We start from the raw sequence: 24,660 nt of genomic DNA, 5'->3' as shown, positions 1-24,660 counted from the left end.
GCGCACTCTGTCAAAGCTCGCCTCTTTTCCATAAGGTTCTCTTGTAGGTAAGAAGAACTGGGTAGACGAAAGGCGGCAAAGAGACACGTCAGGGTCTAGGCCGTGGGGGAAGCGGAATGAAGGCGTTCGAATTCGGTCATCGACTTATCGATTCCTATGCCCGCTTTTCTCGTTCCTTCAGCACCATTCGGTCCCAAGACCTGAAGGCAGAGATCGACCGCCAGTACGATGCGGGACGGTTCTGGCCCGACGCCCTGCTGTCCATCAATCCGCGCTTTCTTCAGGGGCCCACCGTCGATGAATTGGTCGCCTCCGGCGATCTCGACGAAGCGACCGGCAGGATATTCCGGTTCGGGACGACGCCCCTGCGTTTCCATCGCCATCAGGCCCAATCCATAGCCAAAGCGCGGGCTGGTCAGAGCTATGTGGTCACAACCGGCACCGGTTCGGGCAAGTCGCTCTGCTTTTTCGTGCCGGTGGTCGATGCAATCGTGCGTGCGCGGAAAGCGGGGAAGCCACGTAGGACCAGCGCGATCATCGTCTATCCGATGAACGCCCTCGCAAACAGCCAAATCAACGAGATCGAGAAATTCATATCCCAGTCCGGGCTGTCGTCCGACATCAAGCCTGTGGTGCGTCGCTACACCGGCCAGGAAAACCCGGAAGAACGGCGGCGGATCGCCGACAACCCGCCGGATATCCTGCTCACCAACTTCATGATGGCCGAGTTGCTGCTCACCCGGCAGGATGCCCTCGACACGAAGGTCATCGAGAACGCCAGCGGCCTGGACTTCATCGTTCTCGACGAGCTGCATACCTATCGTGGCCGGCAGGGCGCTGATGTCGCCGTTCTCGTCCGTCGTCTGCGCAACCGCTGCACGCCCGACAGGGCCCCAATCTGCATTGGGACCTCGGCGACGATGGCGAACGAAGGGTCAGACGCTAACCGCGCGCAGACCGTGGCGGATGTGGCCTCGCGTCTTTTCGGGGCATCTATCGGGCCGGAGTCGGTCATTGATGAGTCACTTGAACGGGCAACGGACGACAGGTTGAAGCTCGACGAAGTGCGGCCGGCGCTTGCGTCTGCGCTCACCCGTGGGCTCCCGGAACTTTTGCCCGACGAACTCCTGAGAAAGCATCCTCTGGCGGTCTGGACGGAGTTGGCGATCGGCCTGGATGACGCGCATGAACTCAAGCGCAAGAAGCCGATCCCATTCGAAAAGGCTGTCGCGCTCTTGTCGGAAGACAGCGGGATAGATGTCGACACCTGCCGGACGAGCCTTGAGACTTTCCTGACCAGGATCAGCCTTCCAGAAGCGGATCGGGGTGGCTCGGGGGCGGGAGCATTCCTGGCCTTCAAATTGCACCAGTTCATATCCGGCGCGGGGGAAGTTTTCACGACGCTGACCGAGAAGCCTCGGAATGTGCTGTTCGAAGGTCAGCTCGAGGATCCGAGCGCGCCGGGTCATCGCCTCTATCCAACCAGATTCTGCCGGGAGTGCGGACATGAGGTCCATGTCGTCACCAAGACGGAAGACGCTGACGGTACCCTGTTTGTGCCGAGAAACATCGACGATGCGCCGCTCGACGATCAGGAGGAGGATGCGGCGGGTTACCTGACCGCCAGCGGAGACGGCGATCTCGACTACGCCTTTACGGGTGAAACTGAGACCTACCCCGAGGATTGGCGCGAGGAGCGCAACGGCATCGAGCGGCTGCGAGCGAACAGAAAACGTCGGATGCCTCAGATGGTCACTGTGGCTCCCGATGGTCGGTACGATTCATCGGGGAGGAGCTTCTGGTTCATTCCCGGCAAGTTTGGCTTCTGCCCGTGCTGCCTCGATCAGCCGCACCCCAGCATGAGGGAGCGCACGAAGCTCGTAGGACTGTCGGGCGAAGGCCGCAGCTCCGCCACCACGCTGCTCGTCGCAACAGCCCTCGAGTGGATGAACAGGCGCGACAGCGGCGTTCCCAAGGAGAAGCGCAAGCTCCTTGGCTTTACCGACAACCGGCAGGACGCTGCCCTTCAGGCGGGGCACTTCAACGACTTTCTATTCGTTAGCCTCCTGCGCGGCGCGATGCTGCGGGCCGTGCTCGACGCCGGAGACGACGGCATAGCCGAAGACGAATTCGGCCTGCGGGTCGTGAAGGCGCTCGGGTTCACGGCGGCCAATCAGGATGCGCGCATTCACTGGATGCTCGACCCCGAGGCTGGCGCAGTGATCCGCGAAGACGCCCAGCGTTCTCTCGCGAAGGTGCTTGCTCATCGCCTCTGGACAGACCTGCGCCGGGGCTGGCGCTATACCAATCCCAGCCTTTCCGTCCTCAAACTGGTCGATGTCACGTTCGTTGGACTTGATGCCATCGCCGAAGACACGGAGCGCCTGACAGCCGTCCTGCCAGAGTTGGGAGCACTCGACGTGCCCCAGCGGATGGACATGTTCAAGAAGCTCCTCGGCGCCATGCTGGACGGTCTGGCCGTTGGCACGGAAGCGCTCGATCTGACCGTCCTCGACACCGTCGCGCAGAAATCTCGAAATCTTCTGCGCACCCCTTGGGCGATTGACGCAAAGGAAACTCCCAGAAGCCGCACCACGCTATTTCTGCAGGCGCCCGGCAAGGACCGAGTGGGACTGCGCGAAGAACAGACAATCGTTCGGGCGGGGCACAATTCGCGTATCGCGCGCCTTGTCAACCGCACGAGCGTCATCGGGACCAAACTGGGCAAGGCGGACTATCTGGCGGTCATGACGGGCCTTATGGAGCTCCTCGCCCGCGAGGGATTGGTGTCGCGCATCGACATAGAGGCAGACCTGCAGGGGTGGCGCTTGTCCCCGTCAGCCGTTCGTATCGTGCCTGGCAAAGCCGTCCGGGCCGGCACGGCTCTGGGCAACCGCTACTTTCACGACCTTTATAACGAGATCGCGGCCGATCTGAAGGCCGGGAAAAGCAGCTTCTGGGGGCTCGAGGGCCGCGAGCATACGGCCCAAGTGTCCCAGAAACAGCGCGAGTGGCGCGAATGGCGTTTTCGCTTCGAGAAAGAAGATCGAGAGAACCTCGCTACCAATATCTCCGATCTGAAGGCGGTCGGAGAATCCGAGCAGTTCCTGCCTGCCCTGTTCTGTTCGCCAACCATGGAGCTCGGCGTCGACATCTCGGCGCTCAATGCTGTCTATCTGCGAAACGTGCCGCCAACTCCGGCGAACTATGCCCAGCGCGCTGGTCGTGCTGGCCGCTCCGGACAGGCAGCCGTCATCGTGACCTACTGCGCGGCGCAATCGCCGCACGACCAGTATTTCTTCGAACGGCGCAACGAGATGGTGGCTGGTGTTGTCCGACCGCCAGCGCTCGACATCACCAATGAAGAACTCGTCCGCTCGCATCTGCATGCTGTGTGGCTCGCGGAAACGAAGCTCGCTTTGTCCCCCGATATCCCGGATATTCTCGACCTAACGCAGCCGGGCTATCCGTTGAAGCCGGAAATCCACGACGTCATCGACCGGCCAGAACTCGCGATCGCGGCGCATGGCCCGATGAAGCGCATTCTCGATCAAATCCTCGCTTCCGTGGAAGACCGGAACCCGGTCTGGATGACCGGTCCGGATGAGTTCGTTACTCAGGTGGCTCAACGCGCGCCTCTTGAATTCCATCGGTCGTTCGATCGCTGGCGAGAGCTCTACAACTCAGCCCGTACGCAGCTGATGGAGGCCAATGCCCGTTCGGAGATCGCGGGTCTATCAGGTGCGGACCGTCGCCGGATCAAGGCTGCGCAGATGCAGGCGAGCGACCAGATCACCATTCTCGAACAGGGAAAGGCCTCGAACGGCTCGGATTTCTATTCCTACCGCTATCTTGCAACGGAAGGATTCCTCCCCGGCTACAATTTCCCGCGGCTGCCGCTCTACGCCTTCATACCTGGCGAAGGAAAATCCGGCTCATTCCTCCAGCGCGCCCGCTTCTTGGCCATTTCGGAGTTCGGACCGCGCAGCCTGATCTACCATGAAGGCCGCGCCTACCGGGTGATGAAGGCGAAGCTGCCACCAGAGGTTCGGACCGGAGACGGGTCGGAACTCGCTACTAGGGACATCTACATCTGCTCGAACTGCGGCGCCTGTCATGACAGCGAGGTTGAGCGCTGCCATGCCTGCACCAGCCCGATGGCAGGCGAAGTCCCGGTCCAGCGGACACTCCGAATCGACAACGTTGAGGCCGCGCCGGCGGAGCGGATCACGGCCAATGACGAAGAACGCGTCCGGCAAGGCTTCGACATTCAGACCGTATTCTCCTGGCCGAGGCGGGATGGCCGCGCACAGATAACGGAAGCCGACTTTCGTTGCGACGACACCTCACTTTTCAATCTGCAATATGCCAACAGCGCCGAGATCAGCCGCATCAACAAAGGCCTGAAGCGGCGAGCAAATCAGACCGTTTTCGGCTTCCACATCGATCCGCGTAGTGGCTATTGGGCCAAGTCGGACGATGAAGATCCCGATGTCGATTTGCCGCCCGACGTGGTGAGACCGGTTCGGATCGTCCCGATTGTCCGCGACCACAAGAACGCGCTGCTTCTCCGTTTCAGCGAGCCTGAAGCCTATGCGCCGGAGACGATCGCGACGGTTCAGCACGCCCTCATGAGGGGCATCGAGGTAGTCTTCCAGCTGGAAGAGGGTGAAATTCTCGGCGAGCCGCTGCCAGCACGCGATAATCGCCGCGCCATACTGGCTTATGAGGCGACCGAAGGCGGCGCCGGCGTGCTGAACCGCTTGATCGAGGATCCGCGGGCGATCGGTAAGATCGCGCGCGAGGCGCTGGCTCTGATGCACTTCGACCAAGTCGATAACGCGATCGCTAGAGGTGATGCGAATCTGCTCGTCAGCCGCGAAGGCGAGGCCTGCGTTCGCGGATGCTATCGCTGCCTACTATCCTACTTCAATCAGCCCGATCACGAGCTGATCGACCGGACGCGGGAAGAAGCGAAGCAGTTGCTGATCGATCTGGCGCGCGGACAGGTGGTGCTTGCTTCAGCGCCCGGCGGGTCCGCCGAGGCTGGAGGATGGGAGAGCGCCTTCAAGGATGCGGGGATTCCACGTCCCGATGGGGCCCCCGTCCGCTTTTCCGGCCAGCAGATGAGCCTCGCCTGGCGCAGTCACTTCGTGGCCGCCAGCATCTCCCCGATAGGCGACGCGGCGCGCGAGGAAGCCGAGGCCAAAGGTTGGACTGTTTTCGAGCTGCCGGAAACGCCCTCGGGGGGTGTGCCGAATGAGATGGCCTCGATGTTCGGGGGAACGTCCCGATGACGGTCAACTTTGCCCCCGGAGATCTGGTCCGCGCCCGCGGGCGCGAGTGGGTCGCCCTGCCAGCCCCGCAGGATGGCATTTTGGCACTTCGTCCTCTCTCCGGCAGCGAGAACGACACGGTGATCCTCGATCCAGGGCTCGAGATCCTGCCGGTGCAGCCCGCCCGTTTCGATCTGCCAGTCGACGCCGTGCCGACAGTCCAGGCAAAGGCGGCGCTGCTTGCGGATGCGATGCGCCTGACGCTGCGCCGCGGTGCGGGTCCATTCCGGTCCGCCGCCCAGCTTGCTTTCGAGCCGCGCACTTATCAGCTCGTGCCTTTGCTCATGGCGCTTCGCATGCCGGTGCCCCGCCTGCTCATCGCAGACGATGTAGGCATCGGCAAGACGATCGAAGCAGGGCTCATCCTGCGCGAGCTGATGGACCGTGGTGAAGTAGACGCGTTCTCTGTGCTCTGCCCGCCGCATCTGGTGGAGCAATGGGTCGGAGAGTTGAAGGCGCGCTTCGGGATCGACGCGGTTCCGGTCACGTCGGGCACCGCGAGCCGATTGGAGCGTGGTCTGCCACTCGCGCAGACTCTGTTCGACGCATACCCATTCACGGTCGTCAGCCTCGACTACATCAAAGCTGAGCGGCGGCGCGATGGTTTCGCACGCGCCTGTCCGGATTTCATCATCGTTGATGAAGCACATGCCTGTGTCGGTACGCACCAGGGGCGGCAGCAGCGCTTCGAGCTTCTATCCGGACTGGCTGGGAACAGCGACCGGCGGATGATCCTTCTGACCGCGACTCCGCATTCCGGCGATCAGGAGGCCTTCGCGCGCCTCCTGTCTGTCGTCGACCCGTCTTTTGCGTCCATGGATTTTGATGATGCTCGGTACCGCGAGCGTCTGGCCCGGCATTTCGTACAGCGCCGCAGGATCGATCTCATCTCGGGAGATTGGGACGAAGATCGCGCCTTCCCGAAGCATGAGACGAAGGAAGTCCCCTATCCGCTGTCTGAAGCCCATCGCGAATTTCAGGAAGCTGTAATCGACTACTGCGTCGGCATCGTGTCCCGGGCAGGCTCGGGGCAGCGGGAGCGACGTCTCGCCTTTTGGGGCACCCTGGCCCTGATGCGTTGCGTCGGCTCGTCGCCGGCCGCGGCATTGAGTGCGCTGCGAAATCGCATGTCGAGTGAGAGCGATCGCCTCGAACCCCAGGTTTATGATGATGACGGGGATGACGAGGACGCGGTCGATCTTGAACCGGGCACGGCCTTTGATGTCGATCCGGACCTGCTCGGTTTGGTGACACGCGCCGAGGAATTGGTCGCCAAGCCCGATCCGAAGCTGGCGGCGCTGGTCGAGGCGCTGACGCCCCTCATCAAAAAGGACGCCAATCCCGTCGTCTTCTGCCGTTATCTGGCGACGGCGGAACATGTACGTGATGGCTTGCGCAAGGCCTTTCCGAAACTGACCATCGAAGCTGTGACGGGCGTTCTCACGCCGGACGAACGCCGCGATCGGGTTGCGGATATGGCGACCGCGGAAGATGAGAAACCGATCCAGCGCATTCTGGTCGCGACCGACTGCCTTTCAGAAGGCATCAATCTGCAGCAGCTCTTCGATACGGTCGTCCATTACGACCTGTCGTGGAATCCGACCCGGCACCAGCAACGCGAAGGACGGGTCGATCGCTTCGGCCAGCCGGCCGAGCTTGTCCGCTCGATCATGATGTTCTCGCCGGACAGCGCCATCGATGGCGCGGTGCTCGAGGTCATCTTGCGCAAGGCAGAGGAAATCCGCGAGGCGACGGGTGTGACCGTCCCGCTCCCCGAGGACCGGGGACCGGTTACTGACGCGCTGATGGCCTCGATGATGTTGCGCCGTGGCGTTTCCCGTCAGCTCACGCTCGACCTCCGCCTTGATGACGGGGCCAAGGTCATGGAAGCGCGGTGGCGCGATGCCGCGGAAAACGAGAAACGATCCCGGGCGCGTTTCGCCCAGAACGCGATGAAGCCCCAAGAAGTCGCGCCGGAATGGGAAAAGGTCCGCGCGCTGCTAGGCTCCCCCGCAGATGCACGCCTCTTCGTCGAACGGGCGATGGCGCGCTTCGGCATACCCCTAGAGCCCAGAAAGGCCGTGCTTCTGGCGCATGTCGACGCCCTGGAGGCCGGGCTGCGCCAGCGTTTGGCTGAGCGCGATCTGAAAGGATCGGTGCGCTTGGCGACGACGGAACCCGCACCGTCAGGCACGGCGCTGCTCACCCGAACGCACCCTCTGACGGCGACACTTGCCGAAGCCTTGGCCGAGGCGTCCCTCGATCCTGAGTCCTTGTCGGGTTTGGGCATCGGTCGCGTCGGCTCTTGGCCCACAAATGCTGTCCAGCAAGTCACCCGAGTGGCGCTCCTGCGCCTCCGTTTCAAGCTGACCATTCATGCCCGCAAAGAACGGCTGCTGTTGGCGGAAGAAGCGGCGCTCGTAGCGCTTCAGGGCGACCGCGTCGTGGCGGTCGGCGAGAACGCCCGCGAATGGCTCAATATACCGGCCACGTCCGACCTGGCGCCTGTCGCGCGCGACAGGTTCATCACGAAGGCGCAGGAGGAGTTGCCGAGCCTGCTCGATGGGCCGATCGCCGACTTCGTTCGATCGCGCGCGCATGAACTCATGCAAGACCATGCCCGCCTCCGGATAGCGTCGGGCTCGGCCTCACGCGTCACGGTGGAGGCCGTGCTGCCGCCGGACGCGATCGGCCTGTTCGTGCTGATGCCGGGAGAGGCCTGAGCCATGGCGCGCAAACCCGTCACCGACATGTCGGCCTGGCCATCGCTGACCTTGGAGGGCAATCTCATCGCTCCGGCGATGGTCGCCAGCATCGACCGTCGGCAAGCCCCCGAACAGACCGAGGAGGACTACCGGATCCGCAAGGGGCTGACGATCCGCGAGGAGATCTCGACGGCCTTCCGTGTCGGTCAGTCCCATTTCGACGCCTTCGCGAAAGTTCAGAACCCCTCAGTCGACGCCGCGCGGCGCTTTGTGAGAGCCTTCCTGGCCGAAACCTTCGGGTTCGACGATCTCGCTCCGACCGACGGCGCGATCTCTTTTCTTGCCGGGGGCCGTGTCCCTATCGTCGTCGTGCCGCCCTCCGAGGAAAGGCTTGATCGGCGCAGTCCAACGCTCTCGATAGACCGTTCGCGGTCTCCGGCTTTCGCGCTTCAGGACTATCTCAACGACAACGATAACGCGCTTTGGGGCCTGGCTACGAACGGGGTCGTGATCCGCCTTCTGCGCGATAACGCCTCGCTGACTCGGCCGGCCTATATCGAAGCCGACCTAGCAGCCATCTTCACCAACGACGATGCGGCCTCCTTCGCCGTCCTCTGGTCGCTGATTCATCGGACCCGGTTCGGGGCCGCCGGCACGCCCGTGACGGATTGCGCGCTCGAACGCTGGCGCGAGGCCGGTTCACGCGAAGGTGAGGCTGCACGCAACCGACTGGCAGCTCAGGTCGAAACCGCGCTGAAGGTGCTGGGCTCAGGTTTCCTCGAAGCAAATCCTGACCTCGCCGCGCGCCTGAAATCCGGCGAGGTCAATCTCACCGAGTGGTTCAACGAGCTTCTGCGTCTCATCTACCGTCTCATCTTCCTAATGGTAGCCGAAGACCGAAACCTGCTTCATCCTGAGACTGCAAAGCCGGACGCTCGAAGGCTTTATGCGGAAGGCTATAGTCTTGCCGCGCTTCGGGCGCAGGCGGCGCGCGCCGCGTCATGGGACAAGCACCAAGACCGCTACGAGGGTATCAAGGTCGTCTTCCGCGCCCTTGCTCATGGGCAGGCGGCGCTTGGGCTGCCGGCGCTCGGCGGCCTTTTCAGCGCCGACAAGCTCCCGCATCTCGAAACTGCTCAGCTGCGCAACCACGCCTTCATGGAGGCGCTGTTCCGCCTATCATGGCTCTCTGACAGAACTGGCATCGTGCCGGTGAACTGGCGAGCGATGGAGACGGAAGAGCTAGGTTCTGTTTACGAATCCCTGCTCGAACTCCAACCACAGCTTGGTGACGACGGCAGAACGCTCGTCTTCGCCTCGGAGGCTGCAGAGCAAAAGGGCAACCAGCGCAAGATCACTGGCTCCTACTACACGCCGGACAGCCTCGTGCAGGCGCTCCTCGATACCGCGCTCGACCCGGTTCTCGACAAGGCGGAGGCGAAGGCCGCCGATCCGGCTCAGGCCTTGCTGAAGCTCAGCGTCATCGATCCGGCTTGCGGATCGGGCCATTTCCTTCTGGCAGCTGCCCGCCGCATTGCCACACGCCTTGCCCGCATTCGCGCCGAAGGCACACCCTCGCTGGCCGACTTCCGGCGCGCGCTACGCGACGCTGCCCGCTGCTGCATCTATGGGGTAGATCGCAACCCGATGGCGGTTGAGCTGACCAAGGTTGCTCTCTGGATCGAGACGGTGGACCCTGGGTTTCCGCTCGGCTTCTTCGATGCACAGATCCGATGCGGCGACTCGCTCCTGGGTGTGTTCAATTTGAAGATGCTGGAAGAGGGAGTTCCCGACGCCGCCTACAAACCGCTAACGGGCGACGAGAAGGCGGTGGCGCGGCACTACGCTCAGAAGAATCGGCGAGAGCGAGACGAGAAAGAGCGGATCGCGCAAGGTTTCGGATTCAGCCAGGCACGCGACCTGTTGCGTGACTTTGAGGCACTCCGGGCGATGCCCGAAAATACAGTGGAGCAAATTGAGGCCAAGGCGGAACGTCTAAGAATACTCACTGTAGAAGGTGCATCCGCTTGGCAATTGGAGACAGCATGCGACCTCTACGTCTCGGCGTTTCTGCTACCCAAGCCAAAAGGGACATCTGCGGGACAGGACGGCCTGCCTCGACGCGGGGCCGAGACAGTGCCCACCAGTGGCACCATCTTTGAATGGCTGCGCGGCGTACGCCCCAGCACCTCGATGCTCGATGCGGCACGCGGCGCGGCACGGGCCACGGGTGCCTTTCACTGGCCGTTGGAGTTTCCCGATGTGATGCAAGGCGGCGGCTTCGATGTAGTAATCGGAAACCCGCCTTGGGAGGTTATTCAGTTCAGTGATGAAGAGTTCTTCTCAAACCTTGCGCCTCATATCGCCAATCTCGCGGGAGCTAAGCGAAAAAACGCTATCGCTCAGCTGGAAAATACCAACAAAAATTTGTGGGATAGCTACAGGTCAATAGTTAGGAATGTCGAAGGAACAAAGGAGTTTGTGAAGTCATCAGGGCGTTTTGCGCTCACTGCCTTTGGCAAGCTCAATTTGTATGCGTTGTTTGCAGAGCTAGCTCTAAAAATTGGCAACGCTTCCGGTCGTTCTGGTGTAATTGTTCAAAGCGGCATTGCAACCGACGAAGGCAACAAGCACTTTTTCGAGCACCTTGTTTCAAACAACTTACTTGTCTGCCTATATGATTTTGAAAACAGGGAGAAACTGTTCCCAATTGATAGTCGAATGAAGTTCGCAATTCTCACGGTGGGAAGGAATGTTCCTCAAGCGGATTTCGTATTCTTTGCAACGAACACAGGTCATATCGCCGATCCACGGCGCCGCTTTAAGCTCTCATCGGCAGACATTGACCTCCTCAACCCCAACACCAAGACCTGTCCCGTATTTAGATCGAACGCGGATGCCGAGTTAACAAAATCTATCTATACCCGCTCCGGATCGTTCATAGACAAGAGCTCTGCCGATAAGAGCGGATGGCGCGTTGAGCTAATTCGCATTCTAAATCTTACTGACGACAGTCACTTGTTTAAGACCCAAGAGGATTTTGCTGGGTTAGAGGCAAAGCTTCAAGGCAACATGTGGGTCACAAAGGACGGCCCTGATTTCCTTCCTTTGTACGAACCAAAGATGATCCACCACTACGATCATCGTTGGGCTTCGTACAATGCGCAAAGCGAGACGTTCTCAGACGTCTCGGAAGCTGATCACATATCTCCAGATTATTGCGCGCAGCCGCGCTGGTGGGTTGAAAGCAGTCATATCCATAAGTGGCTTGCCGATCGACAATGGACGGCCGAATGGCTATTCGGCTGGCGTGATACAACAAACGCTACAAACGAAAGAACCGCAATTGCCACGGCTTTTCCCGTGTGCGCAGTCGGGAACAACCTCCCTTTAATAATTCTGAACAAGCAGCACCAACCAAGAGATTATGCTGTTCTGATCGCAAATCTCTCGTCGCTGCCGTTCGACTATGCGTCCAGGCAGAAAGTTGGCGGCACGCACCTGAATTATTTCTTGATGGAGCAGCTTCCAGTTTTACCGCCATCATTTTACGGCGCTGGGGAATTTGCCTTCATCGTCCCTCGAGTGCTTGAGCTCATATACACTAGCCATGCTATGGCTCCTTTCGCACGCGATCTAGGTCACGACGGCCCGCCGTTTGAATGGAATGAGGAGCGCCGAGCACGTTTACGTGCTGAACTTGATGCTTTCTACGCCCATGCTTACGAACTCAGGCGCGACGCGCTCCGCTACATCTTGGATCCAGCCGACGTGAAAGGACCGGACTATCCGTCCGAAACATTCCGCGTGCTGAAGGAAAAGGAAATCCGCCAGTTTGGCGAATACCGTACCCGTCGCCTTGTGCTCGAGGCCTGGGACCGGATGGAGGCGGACGGGACATTCGTCGCTGTCGGACTTGGGGCGGGCCAGGTCGCGGCTACAACGCTCGTCGTTGCAAAGCCCACGCTCGCCATTTTGGCCGATGCAGCCTGGGCGCGCGCAGCGCAGCAACCGAACGATGCCGGGGCCGCCCTGACCGCGATCCTTAAGGCGATCGACAGGCCGATGCCGAGCCGGACCGTCCGCCTAGCCGCCGCGATGATGCTGGAGCCTCACCTTCTGACCGCACTGCTCCAGGAACCACAAGCGCGGGAGTGGCGGCGGTTAGTCCAACAGGAGGCTGAACTGCGCACTGGCAATGTCATTGGCTTCGCGGCCCGCACCAATCAGGGCTGGGGCACGGCCGTTTCCAACCATCGTGGCAATGGCCGTCTGATCGAAAATCTGTCGGCGGGGACGTGGGCGCCGGGGCCTGGCCTCGATGCGTTCGACACTACTGGCTGGCCTGATGGACGAGCGGGATTTGTGCTGGAAGCACTGGCTGCGCTCGACCTGAATACGACCGTCACCGCCATGCCGGACGAGGTTCGGGACTGGATCACGCATGCCGCAGCAGCATGAGATGTTCGATTCCCCAAAACTCAACCTGACCGTTCCGGCAGGCCTGAAAGAGCCGCGCCTCTGGGTGCGGCGCCTGGCGATCTGGGAAGCGCCCGGCGGCCAGAAAATCCGCGACATCGCGCTTCGACCGGGACTGAACATCATCTGGTCGCCGGACGGTTTCGACGACGATAGCGGTGGCGGTGTTCGCGCCATTGGTCACGGTAGCGGCAAGACCCTGTTCTGCCGTCTGCTGCGCTACTGTCTCGGCGAGCAGCGCTTCGCCGATGAAACGCAGCGGGAACGGATTGCGGTCGCCTTTCCGAATGGAATCGTCGGCGCGGAGGTGATGCTCGATGGCGTATGCTGGACCGTTGTGCGGCCATTGGGCATCCGGCGCCGGCATGTCGCCATCGCCAACGGCAACCTCGACGAGATCGCCGGCGGCGATGGCGCGACGACCAGCATCGACCCGCTGATCGAGGCCATTGAACAGAGCATTGTGACGCCAGGTGTCGCGGATCTGGCCCGCCTTCAGCCTAGCCAAAAGGCGTGGCCGGTAGCGCTCGCATGGCTCACACGCGATCAGGAGTGCCGCTTCGACGACGTTCTCGATTGGCGCTCCCCAGCATCCGGGTCCGATGCGCCGCTACCGGCAAGCGGGCGTGAAATTGGGCCTCGGCGCGAGGCGCTTCGGGCGTTCCTCACGGCAATCACCGAAGAGGAGCAGCAGGCTCGACGCACCGAGGAAGCGCTGCGAACAGATGTCGCGAATGTTGAGCGAGAAATATCCTACCTCGATTGGGATCGCGGCCGACGCCACGCGCGATTGATCGATCAACTCGGCCTTGCCGAGCAAACCTTGCCGGAAATGCCCTTGCTCTTGGAAGTGTTTCGGAAGGCCGCCGACGAGCAGCTCGCCGCTGCGGTCCAGCTCCCGACCGGCGACTTGGCTGAATTGGGCCAAGCTAGGAAGGCATCGCAGGACGCTCGAGAGCAACTGAGGCGCACCGATGAAGAGCGCATCCGGTTGGAGGGACAGGTGCCAGCCGAAAAAGAAGTCCTCAGGTTGCTCTCCAGCGAAATACCAAGCCTGTCATTCGCCGCGGAGAATGCGGCAAGTCAGGTTTGCCCAATTTGCGAGGTGCCGATCGAAAAGGCATTGGCCGAAAAATGCGGTCTATCCCACAAGCTGCACGACGAGACGGAATGCCGAGCCCGGCTGGCCACCAAACGTCAGGAAATCGGTGAACAGAAGCAAAAGATCGACGGCCTCGAAGCTCGACTGAAAGAACTTCAGCCCGCCGGTGCTCTCGGGCGCCAACAGGTCGATCAGGCGGAAAGGCGGGTTCAGGCCATCGAAAGCGTCCGCGATGCGCGCGCGTCTGCCTGGCAGGCGGCGACACGACTCAAGGAAGGAGTCGGGCGCTTTGCCGAGCTGTCGACCGAGCGAGATGAGGCGCAAAAGCGGCTGCGCGGCTTCGAAGATAAGCTGACCAAGGAACGGGAAAGGCTCGCGGCTTTCCGCGACAAGCAAGGTCTGACGTTCGGCAGGATAACGGAGAAATTCTCGGCCATCATTCGTCGCCTGGTTAACGAGAATGCGAAGGGGGCGGTGACGCTGAGCGGGGATAGGCTGCAATTAACCGTCGACGTTGATGGAGATCGCCGCACGGCCGCCATCGAGTCCCTAAAGGTTCTGGCGTTCGACCTTGCTTGCCTTTGCCTAAGTATTGAGGGTGCGACCCGCGTTCCCGCATTTCTTGTTCACGACAGTCCCCGCGAGGCCGATCTCGGCCTTTCCATCTACGATGAGCTGTTCCGCCTGATGCGCGAGCTTGAAGAGCTGACGGAAACCACGACCTTTCAGTACATCGTGACGACGACTACCCGCCCCCCTGACGATCTCCGTCGCGATCCCTGGCTGAGACTGACCCTGAAGGGGGCACCCGGCTCAGAGCGATTGCTGGCACGCGATCTGTAGGGAGAAATGGACAGTGCTCGAAGCGCCACAATCCTTTGTCGTCCGCGAGGAATGCCAGAAGGCCGCGTCGCAGAACGGCTTTCGCCGCATCTTGGGGGAAGATGCGGGTTGGGCGGGTTTCGGCTCGACCACCGCGCACGGCACGATTCGTCTCGCCGCGGGCGGACCACAGGGTCCATGGTTTCTTGCACTCGACCATCCAGGCGTCGTCGAAGAATTAGGCCTTCCCAAAGCCGCCGTTTCTGGACCCGGTTGCGCCCGGTTCGCCTTCGACACCCTGGGCGCGCTCTATGCGAGCTTGCGTCGGGCCTACGAGCTGGGCGCAAGCTTGCCCAACGCCCCTTTGCGGGAGTTTGAGCAGCGAATCGCAGGTTTACCACGCAAGACGGAGGCTGAACGGCTGATCGTGCAGAGGATCGGACAGGATGTCTTCCGCAGCCGTTTGATGGATTATTGGCAGGGGTGCTGTCCCCTGACTGGGATCGCCGATCCGGCCCTGCTGCGCGCCTCGCATATCATTCCATGGGCCGGGTGTGCCGACGATGCTGAGCGGCTTGACGTGCACAATGGCCTACTGCTGTCGGCGCTGTGGGATGCCGCTTTCGACCGCGCGCTCGTCACCTTTGACGACCACGGTAGACCCGAGTTCTCATCCAGCCTCAGCGAGCAAGCGCGTGCCGAACTGCGGTGGCATGCCCCCATTCCATTAACAGATGGCCATCGTCGTCGGCTGGCTCGACATCGCGAGTACATACGAATTGAGCACGGTCAGCTGGCGGGTTCGGTGCCCTAGCCACCCGCATTCACGACGGCTTCATGTCGCTAGATTGCGTTCGTTTGGCCAAGATCCGTCCTGCGTGGACCATTCCCTATGGCGGGCTCGATTCATTGTTCTACGCGTCCAAGAAGCACGCGTTCGAGTTTTGCCACCTCGCGCGCGCGGACGTCTGAGCTAAGCTTGTCGTAGTTCTGCTGACGCCACTTTACCGCGGGCAAATCAGCTACATGCGGCAGGCCGAGTAGGTCCCAATCCGGCTCACCTCGTTTGAAAGCAACGAGGAAGTGTCGGTGCGCGTCAGGCATGTTGCCGACTGCGTCAGCGATGATCGCTTCGCGGGCTTCGAGAAGATCATCCAGAAGTACGAGCTCTGCCGTCATCCCGACAAAGCCGCGCTCGAACTCGAGGGCGATATCCCTGCGCGTGGGAGCAAGCACTTCTGACATCGGCCGGTTGTGACTGAGCATGTAGGCGACGAACGCGACGCGAAGATCGTCACTCAAGCCCTCCGTTGCGAGGAGGGCGCGTACGTCAAACAGGTCACGCGGGTGCTGGCGATCGAGTGCGGCGACGATCTTCCCGGCATAGAGATCGGGGAATGACACCACCTGCGTATCCGCGTAGCCGAAATCTTTTTCGACCATTTCCGATACGCTCATCATCGAAGGATCGAACACGCAGCCTCGCGAGACCGGCGTCACCTCGATCTTTATGCGCGCGCCGTCGAACTCAATGTCTAGCTTGGAAGCGATGTTCTCCGGTCGCAGAATGCGAGGCGTGACGCGCGCACCTTTAAGACCTTTGGTGACCGAGTCACCGATCTTCAACATTGCATCGTTGATGCCCTTTAACGAGATATCGCGCGGTTCAATTGGCAGGTAGGTCAGGTCGATGTCGACTGACAAGCGTGGCATGTCTCGGACGAAGAGATTGATTGCCGTTCCACCCTTCAAGGCGAACACGGCCTCCTGAGACCCAGGCCAGGCAGTTCGTTGTCCCAGATGAAGTAGTCCTTCTCCCGCGCTTTGGCGGATTCCGCGGTGCGTTTTGTAAGCTTTGGCATGTGTGTTGTGACCGGCTTTTCCTTTGCGAACGCGCCAAGGAAGCGCCGGAACAAGGAACGCCGAAGAGCAACTCGCTAGTCTGGTCTCCCCCGTGGGATTCGCGGCTTAATTTCAGTGCCTTACACAGGATAGCACGACTGTGATAACCTATGTCGCTGACTACATCCCTCCGAAGGTGGAGGCCACACGTTCGAATCGTGTCGGGCGCGCCATTTCATACCAGAACCATGAACACTTCAGCCGCTGTTCCTAAGATTGAAGTTGAACGGGGGGAGTAAGGTTTTCGATTCTGAGCCTGTGATGCAGTTCCTCTAGCAACGCACCTCAAGCTCCGAAATAGAATCTGCTTATGCAGCTTGCCGACCGTCCCTCTCGAATTCCTATGCGGCGGCATTCTAGAAGTGGCTGCGCATTGGAGCGCCGAGGGAGCGCTCATCGGAAATGGCTGGGAATGATCGGGGCAGGAAGAATCAGAACGAGGCGCCGCGCCCTCAGAACGAGCCAGGTGGGGGTGGGCTTGGCTTGTTGCTTGTCCTTGCAATTACGGCGATCGGCGTCGGGTATGTTGGCTACCGGCTGACTCTCGTCTTCGGCCTGATCTAAAGAACGATCCAGGCGTGTTATGCGGTTAGACGAGCAGTCGCGAGAGCACATTGGACGCTATGGCATCAAGCTGGTCGTCGCTGCGGCAATCGCCCACATTCTGAAGAGCGAGAACTTCCTTGCCACATTTGCGTTGTGGACCGGCATATACGGCGTAATGGCCATCGCTTATGCCATTCGTCGTGGCGAGCGGTTCGGCAGGACCAGCTTCACCTACTGGGATGAAGCACTATGGTTGGCAGCGACGGCATTAGGTCTCTACATTTTCAGTGGCCATCAGTTGGCCGTTTGATCGGCTAAATCTGTTGGTTCAAAGAAAGCGTGCGGCTGCGTCGCCAACGCCTGACAACTCGACCTTCAGTTCCTGACCAGGAAGGATTTGTAGCAGCATCGGGATAATTGATCCGGTCGCTACGATATCGCCGGCGCTGAGAAAATTGCCTCTGGCGATCAGGTCATTCACGAGCCAGAGCGCAGAGTTGATGGGGTCAACCAACCCCTCTCCCGATGCCGACTGAAACACCTGCTCGTTGTTGATCGACGCTCGCATGTCGATCTGATCCATGGCCTCCAGGGCTGTTGGCTCATGATATTTGTCGACGATCGTCGAAACATGAAACGCGTAGTCAGCGATGGCTGCCAGGTGTGGTTGCCCAGTCAGGTGACCACGTCGCCCAACAAGACCAATAGCCGGTTGGTAGCTCAGGATCGCCTTGCAAAATTGATCGCGAGTGATGGGCCATTGCTCCGCCCCTAGGGGACCTCCTATCGTAAAGACGATTTCGCATTGTGCCCCGATGAAGCCTTGGGGAAGCCGGAACGGCCCGTCGGAGTCCTGAAGAACTGTTCCCACAGGGATCGGGCAGTAGATGGGACTGGTAAGGCCAAGCGTGCCGCGGATGGCGGGGCAAGTGCCTATCAGGGCATAGCCCACCGCGTCATTGGCGAAGGCCGAGATTGCTGCTGACTGCACCGCCCAGGCGTCATCCTCGCTTCGAAGCAGATCGAACGGGATATCTGAGGTCAGTCCTTGCCGGCGGTTTCGGCAAAGCAAGTTAGCGAGGTAATCGAGATTCTGGTCAATCATAGAAGCACACTCCCGCACGAGAGAGGGCGCAAAGTCGTGCTCAGTCAAATAAAAATCCGGCTATATGAGTACGTATATTTTTGTCAGGGCTTTTTCTTATGAAAATACTATCGCAGCGCGGCTGAGCTCCCGTCGAAATAATATGCGGCTCTATTTAGCTTGAGGGTCCCACCAAACCGGAAGGATCTGAAGGTATGAAGCCGCTTAAACCGTCCCTCGCACCCGCCGCAACGGCCACAGCCGAGGCCGGTCGTCCAACAAGACCGGGGTCTGGGCGTCGGCGGACGCTTTGCCGGGGCGCGGTCGGCGCGGTCGCGATCATGGCCGGTTCGATGATGGGTCTTGGCCAGGCAGCGGCGGAACCCCTGAGCGCGCCGAGCTTTGGTGGTCCTCTGCGCCCGAACCCCGATCCGATGAGCATGGATGCGGGCGTGTTTGGCCGGCTTCATATCACCGGCCAGATCACAGGCATCGGCAATGCGCAGACGAACGGCATTCCCGGCGTCGATCCCCGAACGACAGATCCCCTCGTCGATATCGGCAATGCCCAGATTCAGGTGCAGACAACCGGGGCGCCTTTGACGTTCTTCGTCCAGGGCGGTGTCTACTCGCTGCCTTCTTTGGGCTCGGCCTACACCCGCGCAACCGACGTCACCGATCAGTTGTACGGGCCGGTGCCGGTTGCTTATGGCAAGCTCGAGCTGTCGCCGAATTTCTCAGTGCAGGCGGGTTTGCTGCCGACGTTGATCGGCGCGGAATCGACCTTCACCTTCCAGAATATGAATATCGCGCGCGGCCTGCTCTGGAACCAGGAGCCGGCGATCAGCCGCGGTGTTCAGGTGAACTATAGCAATGGACCGGTCAACGCCTCGGTGTCGGTCAATGATGGTTTCTACTCAGGGGATTACAACTGGGTATCCGGTCTGGTGTCTTATGCGGCGACGCCGTCGAGCACGATCACGCTTGTCGCCGCAGGCAATTTTGCAGAGTCCGGCAAGGCCGGCGCGGCGACGCCTCTGGCGCAGAACAACAGCAGCATCTTCAATGTGATCTACACCTATGTCGACGGCCCGCTGACGCTCCAGCCCTATCTGCAATACACAACGGTCCGCTCGAACAGGGACATCGGGATTGATCGCTCGGCCGAAACATTCGGCGGAGCGCTGCTGGCTCGATATGCCATCAATGAGAATTTCTCGATCGCTGGACGCGCCGAGTACATCGCTTCAAGCGGAGGAGATTGCGGCGTCGCCGCAGACTGCGCCCCCACCAATCTGCTCTACGGGCCGAAAAGCAGGGCGTGGTCGCTGACGGTGACGCCGACCTACCAGCGCGGGATTTTCTTCGCGCGCACTGAGCTCTCATACACCCGCATTGACCGGGTCACCGAAGGCTACGGCTTTGGGTCCAACTTCGACAAACGCGACCAGGTTCGCGGGATGTTTGAAGCTGGGGTGCTTTTCTAGGACGGGCGCGGGCGGAAATGCGGGGCCACCGGCTCCGCAGACGCTCTGCGAGCTTAGGTGAAACATGGGTTTGGAACAGATCATATCGAAATCGGAGGCGCCTCAAGCCGCAGCGACTTTGTATCCGGTCCTGCCCGTGCTCTGGGTCTATCGGAACTACGACGATCGCTGGACTGTGCATCTGGAAGGTGAAGACTCCGAGTGGTGCCACCCGACGCGCAATGATGCGGTCGTCGCGGCACGGCTGATAGGCGAGAGCTACGGCTGCTACCGCCTCTTTCTTCAACTGTCAGACGGTCGCTTCTGCATGGAGATGCTGAACCTCAGTCGGCGGCGCGAGCCGCGTCAGATTGGGTAGTGAGGGCGAAAATTGAGCCAGGCTGTACCAAGCAAGCGCCAAGTCTCCCGACACCTCATCCGCTGCGGCGTGGAGATCATCGTTCTGGTGGTGATCGCCGGTTGCGCTGTTGTTGCTGCTGCAGGCCCCAGCATCTATCTGGTGCTCAGCAATGGCGGCTGAATGCAGATTTGCAGGCCGTTCTGCTCGCCCCAGGTTGCCGCGGTCGAAACCGAAGTTCAGCAAACGCGAGCGACGCCGTAGATCGGAATACCTGCTCCTGATGTTTGCGGCGAGCTGTGCCGCTGTGCAAGTCGTCGCCATAGTTTTTCTGAGAGCGGCATGACACGCCCTGCTGCGCCCGCTCTCCAACCCGACGATCGAAGGCGCGCTATCGGTGAAAGCCGTCTGGCTGAGTTGCCAGGCCTGAGGACGCAGTTGGAAATGGCCAGAGTCCTCAAGGAGCACCACATCTGGCTGGCTGTGAGGATTATCGAGGAGCGCGAAGACCAGCCGCAGTTTCGACGGCACCGCCGGCTCCGGGATCTGCTCGAAGCGAATGCCTTGCTTGAAGCGGTGATCGAACTGGGAGCGCATTTGCAGCCGAAACGCCACCCGTGGTCGATGGGTCGTTCGGGAGATCGGTGGCGGTGTCGCATGGCCTGGAACGATCGCGGCAATTTACGCAGGTGCGTGGGCCGACATGACGATCTGGCGGCAGCCCTGATGATCGCGTTGCTAGGCTCCCTCGGTCGGCGCCGGGCACGGCCAAAAGATGCTTCGAAAGATGGAGAAAAAGCACCATGAAGCCCAGTGGCGACCCTCCTTTATTTGGCGGGTTGATGACCGCGCTTGTCACTCCGTTTAGGGGTGAGGCTATCGATTTCGACGCCTTGGCGGAGCTTGCCAACTGGCAGATCGACCAGGGCGTGCAGGGGCTGGTCGCCTGCGGCACCACGGGCGAGGCGCCGACCCTGTCTCATCCGGAATGGGCGGCGGTGATCAGGTTGTGCGTCGAGGTTTCCAATGGTCGTGTGCCGGTGATCGCCGGCTCGGGGACAAACGACACCCGGCGGACCGTCGAACTAACCCGCGAGGCGGCTCGGCTTGGCGCCGATGGTGCTCTGGTCGTCACGCCTTACTATAGTCGGCCGAGCCAGGAAGGCCTGTTCCGGCATTTCGAGAGCGTCGCGCAAGCTGCCGAGCTGCCGATCATCATCTATAACGTGCCTTCCCGGACGGCCGTCGATATCAGGATCGAAACGCTTGACCGCCTTGCGCACCTGCCCGGTCTTGTCGGCATCAAGGACGCAAGCGGAGATCCGACGCGGGTAAGCACGATGGCCCTCCGCTTTGGCGATCGTTTCACCCAGCTTTCCGGACATGACCGATCGATGCTGGCTTTCATGACGACTGGCGGCGATGGCGCCATTTCGGTCGTGTCGAACGTCGCTCCGATGCTGACCGCGGCGATGATCAGCGCGGTGCGAAAGAGCGCCTATCTGGAAGCTCGGCGCATCAACGCTCATCTTTTCCCGCTGATCGAGGCGTTGGAGCTTGAAAGCAATCCATGCCCGATCAAGTTCGCGTTGCATTGCGCGCGCGGATACTCGCCCGTCGTCCGCCTTCCGCTGGTCGAGGTCACTGAAGGCACCGCTGCAAGAATACGCGCTGCCGTGGCGGAGATCGACTCCCTGGAGATCGATACGTCTTTGGTCGCCGAGAGGTCTCTCGTCCCCCTCTCGGCCTGATTGGGTCGTCCTTATAAGAACAGCATGATGCTGCTGTGTTCTCCAATGAAAATACTATGAAATCCGGCCGTCCGTGAAATGGAGAACAAATCCCGACATCCTTAAATTCAACGTATCGGCAAAAAGCATCATCTTACTCGACGAGTAGAAGGTCCTGCCGATATCGAGAAAGGATGTCTGCGATGTACCCTCGTGGTTACTATTTCTATACGATGCAACAACAGAACAAGGCCAACCCTAGGCGGACGGATGGCGAAGCCAAGGTTGCCGTGCGCTCGGATGAGCCGATGGCCGACGTTGGAATGTTCCTGCGGCTCGGAGTCGTGATGGCCCTCGTGATTGCGGCCGTCGCCACAGTCACCGCGTTGGCTGGCTAGCGCGCCAACGACGTCCACAGCTCACTCTTCAACGAACAATCAGGATCATCCATCATGGCAAGTGCCGTTCAGCCGAAAGAGCCTCCCCAACCTCTGAACCATTTTTTCGTCGGCCAGGACAACCGAGGATGCTGGACCGTCCGCGATGAGCGTAACCTCGTCGGCGGCTGCTTTGTCAGCAAGGATGCGGCGATTCACTTCGCCCGTCAGGAAACCAATAACGCGCCGGGGGCTGTGATCTGCATGGCCGAAAGCCAGCGCCTGAGCCTTGACCCGCTGTTTGGACGCCGGGCCGCCGCCTAGCCGGTTGCCATCGATCCGACAGACCCGCCTCACACTCGCTGAATTTATCGCGACGATGGCGATGGGAAAGTAACTCTCCCAGTTGAGATAAGCAAAGCCCGCCGCCTCTACCGAGTCGGCGGGCTTTTTGCTTGCTAATGGGCGGTTAGCGGAAATTCCTATGGAATTTTTATGCGTGCCGCCGAAATAACTATTAGATTCCTATTTTTTGAGCCTCGTTCCTCTCTCGAACCTATATGCGGTTCGCGTCCATATTTCCGCCAAATTCCTCCTCCGGCACCCGTGCGTACGCAAGGGCGCGCTGGAAGAATTATAGCTGTGGCTTGCCAGGTTTTTCTCTCTTGGCTGGCCATTCGTATCAACTGCGGCGCCGGAGGCGAAGGCAATGGACGTTATTGTGCTGGCAATAGGTGTTGGATTTTTCGCACTGATGTTTGGATACATCAGAGTTTGCGAAAAGCTCTGACCGGGAGAAATCAATCATGATCTTGGAATACTTCCTTGGAGCAGCCGTCGCGGTCTTTGTGACTGGCTATCTGCTCTATGCCCTCGCTCGTCCCGAGCGGTTCTGATCAAGATAGTAGCTCGGAAAGAAACCACCGATGACAATAAATGGATGGATACAGATCCTGGTCTTTGCCGGGATCATCATCGCGCTGGTGAGGCCGCTCGGCGGCTATCTCACCCGCGTCTTAAACGGCGAGCGTACACTCCTTTCGGTCATTTTTGGACCGCTCGAACGGGGACTGTACCGTGTCGCTGGAACGAATGAGAAAGAGGAGCAGCATTGGACGACCTATGCGCTGGCCATGCTGCTCTTCAACCTCGCCGGCTTCGTGATGCTCTATCTCGTTCAACGCCTCCAGGGAGGGTTGCCGTTCAACCCTCAGGGACTGGGAGCGATTGAGCCGACCAGCGCCTTCAATACCGCTGTCAGCTTCATGACCAATACCAACTGGCAGGGCTATGGCGGCGAGACCACCATGAGCTATTTCAGCCAGATGGCAGGTCTTGCTGTTCAGAACTTCTTGTCGGCAGCGACGGGCATCGCGATTGCAGTTGCATTGATACGCGGGTTTTCCCGGGCATCAGGCAAATCAGTCGGCAATTTCTGGGTCGATCTTACCCGGATCACGCTGTACGTCCTGCTGCCCATCTGCTTCGTCGGCAGCCTGGTTCTGGTCTGGCAGGGCGTTCCGCAGAACCTCAACCCGTACACCATCGCAACAACCGTTGAAGGCGCGCAGCAAACCATCGCTCAGGGTCCGGTCGCATCTCAGATGATGATCAAGCATCTGGGAACCAACGGTGGCGGCTTCTTCAACGTCAACGCTTCGCACCCGTTCGAAAACCCGAATGCCTTCACCAACCTCATCCACATGGTCTCGATCTTCGCCATCGGCGCTGCTCTGACCAACGTGTTTGGTCGCATGGTCGGCAGCGAGAAAAAAGGCTGGGCTATCTTCACCGCCATGGGCGTCCTGTTCCTCGCCGGTGTCGCAATCACCTATTGGGCCGAGGCTGCGGGCAATCCGATTCTCCATTCGCTTGGCCTTGAGGGCGGCAACATGGAAGGAAAGGAAACCCGTTTCGGTATCGTCACGTCGGCGCTCTTTGCAGTCGTTACGACCGCTGCGTCGTGCGGCGCCGTCATAGCCATGCACGACAGCTTCATGCCGCTGGGCGGGATGATCCCGATCATCAACATGATGCTCGGCGAAATCATCATTGGCGGTGTCGGCGCAGGCTTCTACGGCATCATCCTGTTCGTCGTCGTCGCGATCTTCGTTGCAGGGCTTATGGTCGGGCGGACACCCGAGTATCTCGGCAAGAAGATTGAGGCGAAGGAAGTGAAGATGGCCATGCTCGCTGTCTTGTGCCTGCCTCTTTCGATACTTGGCTTCACCGCGATTGCCGTAGTGCTCGACACGGGCGTGGCTTCGATGGCGAACGCAGGTCCACACGGATTCTCCGAAGTTCTCTATGCCTACACATCCGGCACGGCGAACAATGGATCGGCGTTTGCAGGTCTTTCCGCCAATACGCCCTGGTACAACATCACGATTGGCCTCGCGATGTTGATGGGACGCTTCATGGTGATCATTCCGGCGCTGGCTATCGCTGGCTCCCTGGCCGCCAAGAAAACGGTTCCCGAGTCCAGCGGCACCCTGCCTACGACCGGGCCTCTGTTTGTCGGTCTTCTGGTGGGCGTGATCCTGATCGTCGGCGGCCTGACGTTCTTCCCTGCCTTGGCGTTGGGTCCGATCGTCGAGCACTTCGCCATGTTGGCGGGCCAGACTTTCTGAGAACCGCGATGACGGCCAAATGGCTGAGATCGATCCGATTTGTCGTGAACCCTCGCTCCTGGCTTCAGGAGCGAGGGGCGGCCAGACCGCCCAGGGCATCGACGATAATTCTCGGCATGACAC

Annotated in this window: 15 protein-coding genes; 12 read left to right on the top strand and 3 right to left on the bottom strand. The window is 60.3% G+C overall.

From position 1 onward, the window contains the following. Positions 1 to 116 precede the first annotated feature (116 nt). Genes RT513_RS08210 through RT513_RS08190 form a run of 5 tightly spaced genes read left to right on the top strand, consistent with a single transcriptional unit; the run spans position 117 to position 15,258 of the window. Positions 117 to 5,297 carry a DEAD/DEAH box helicase gene (locus RT513_RS08210; protein ID WP_290685181.1) on the top strand — a complete coding sequence of 1,727 codons (5,181 nt, stop codon included), beginning with the start codon at positions 117 to 119 and terminating at the stop codon, positions 5,295 to 5,297. Continuing rightward, the gene (locus RT513_RS08205) at positions 5,294 to 8,059 is read left to right on the top strand and encodes a DEAD/DEAH box helicase (RefSeq protein WP_290685180.1); all 2,766 of its coding nucleotides are present in this window, start codon (positions 5,294 to 5,296) and stop codon (positions 8,057 to 8,059) included. Before RT513_RS08210 ends, RT513_RS08205 begins: the two co-directional genes overlap by 4 nt. A gap of 3 nt (positions 8,060 to 8,062) precedes the next feature. After that, positions 8,063 to 12,502: an Eco57I restriction-modification methylase domain-containing protein gene (locus tag RT513_RS08200; RefSeq protein ID WP_290685178.1), complete on the top strand. Its 4,440-nt coding sequence runs from the start codon at positions 8,063 to 8,065 to the stop codon at positions 12,500 to 12,502. Continuing rightward, entirely contained in the window at positions 12,486 to 14,465 is a 1,980-nt protein-coding gene (locus RT513_RS08195) for a hypothetical protein (protein ID WP_290685265.1), read from the top strand. Before RT513_RS08200 ends, RT513_RS08195 begins: the two co-directional genes overlap by 17 nt. Positions 14,466 to 14,478: 13 nt before the next feature. Beyond that, the gene (locus RT513_RS08190) at positions 14,479 to 15,258 is read left to right on the top strand and encodes an HNH endonuclease (RefSeq protein ID WP_290685176.1); all 780 of its coding nucleotides are present in this window, start codon (positions 14,479 to 14,481) and stop codon (positions 15,256 to 15,258) included. 92 nt (positions 15,259 to 15,350) lie between these two features. Here RT513_RS08190 and RT513_RS08185 read toward each other — a convergent pair whose 3' ends face one another. After that, positions 15,351 to 16,205, bottom strand: coding sequence for a nucleotidyl transferase AbiEii/AbiGii toxin family protein (locus RT513_RS08185; RefSeq protein WP_290685174.1), 855 nt, complete (start codon positions 16,203 to 16,205; stop codon positions 15,351 to 15,353). Between the two features lie 724 nt (positions 16,206 to 16,929). On the opposite strand from RT513_RS08185, the gene RT513_RS08180 reads away from it, so the two are divergent. Then, entirely contained in the window at positions 16,930 to 17,202 is a 273-nt protein-coding gene (locus tag RT513_RS08180; RefSeq protein WP_290685172.1) for a hypothetical protein, read from the top strand. Between the two features lie 18 nt (positions 17,203 to 17,220). Here RT513_RS08180 and RT513_RS08175 read toward each other — a convergent pair whose 3' ends face one another. After that, complete coding sequence (locus RT513_RS08175) at positions 17,221 to 17,997, bottom strand: 2-keto-4-pentenoate hydratase (protein WP_290685170.1); 777 nt, start codon at positions 17,995 to 17,997, stop codon at positions 17,221 to 17,223. Positions 17,998 to 18,191: 194 nt separating this feature from the next. On the opposite strand from RT513_RS08175, the gene RT513_RS08170 reads away from it, so the two are divergent. Next, the gene (locus RT513_RS08170) at positions 18,192 to 19,463 is read left to right on the top strand and encodes a porin (RefSeq protein WP_313533871.1); all 1,272 of its coding nucleotides are present in this window, start codon (positions 18,192 to 18,194) and stop codon (positions 19,461 to 19,463) included. Positions 19,464 to 19,752: 289 nt separating this feature from the next. On the opposite strand, the gene RT513_RS08165 is transcribed toward RT513_RS08170, so the two are convergent. Beyond that, positions 19,753 to 20,415, bottom strand: coding sequence for a hypothetical protein (locus RT513_RS08165; protein WP_313533870.1), 663 nt, complete (start codon positions 20,413 to 20,415; stop codon positions 19,753 to 19,755). A gap of 227 nt (positions 20,416 to 20,642) precedes the next feature. On the opposite strand from RT513_RS08165, the gene dapA reads away from it, so the two are divergent. The 5 genes from dapA (at position 20,643) to kdpA (ending at position 24,537) form a co-directional block, all read left to right on the top strand. After that, positions 20,643 to 21,551, top strand: coding sequence for a 4-hydroxy-tetrahydrodipicolinate synthase (gene dapA, locus RT513_RS08160; RefSeq protein WP_290685164.1), 909 nt, complete (start codon positions 20,643 to 20,645; stop codon positions 21,549 to 21,551). Between the two features lie 173 nt (positions 21,552 to 21,724). Further along, complete coding sequence (locus RT513_RS08155; RefSeq protein ID WP_290685162.1) at positions 21,725 to 21,928, top strand: hypothetical protein; 204 nt, start codon at positions 21,725 to 21,727, stop codon at positions 21,926 to 21,928. Positions 21,929 to 21,982: 54 nt separating this feature from the next. Then, the gene (locus tag RT513_RS08150; protein ID WP_010395163.1) at positions 21,983 to 22,231 is read left to right on the top strand and encodes a hypothetical protein; all 249 of its coding nucleotides are present in this window, start codon (positions 21,983 to 21,985) and stop codon (positions 22,229 to 22,231) included. 482 nt (positions 22,232 to 22,713) lie between these two features. Then, positions 22,714 to 22,803 carry a K(+)-transporting ATPase subunit F gene (kdpF, locus tag RT513_RS08145; RefSeq protein ID WP_067179871.1) on the top strand — a complete coding sequence of 30 codons (90 nt, stop codon included), beginning with the start codon at positions 22,714 to 22,716 and terminating at the stop codon, positions 22,801 to 22,803. A gap of 30 nt (positions 22,804 to 22,833) precedes the next feature. After that, on the top strand, positions 22,834 to 24,537 hold the full coding sequence (gene kdpA, locus RT513_RS08140; protein ID WP_290685157.1) for a potassium-transporting ATPase subunit KdpA: 1,704 nt from the start codon (positions 22,834 to 22,836) through the stop codon (positions 24,535 to 24,537). The last annotated feature ends 123 nt before the right edge of the window (positions 24,538 to 24,660 follow it).

Origin of the sequence: Haematobacter sp., from assembly GCF_032102465.1 — a bacterium.
Lineage (GTDB): Bacteria > Pseudomonadota > Alphaproteobacteria > Rhodobacterales > Rhodobacteraceae > Haematobacter.
This window is presented reverse-complemented; position numbering and strand designations above follow the sequence as displayed.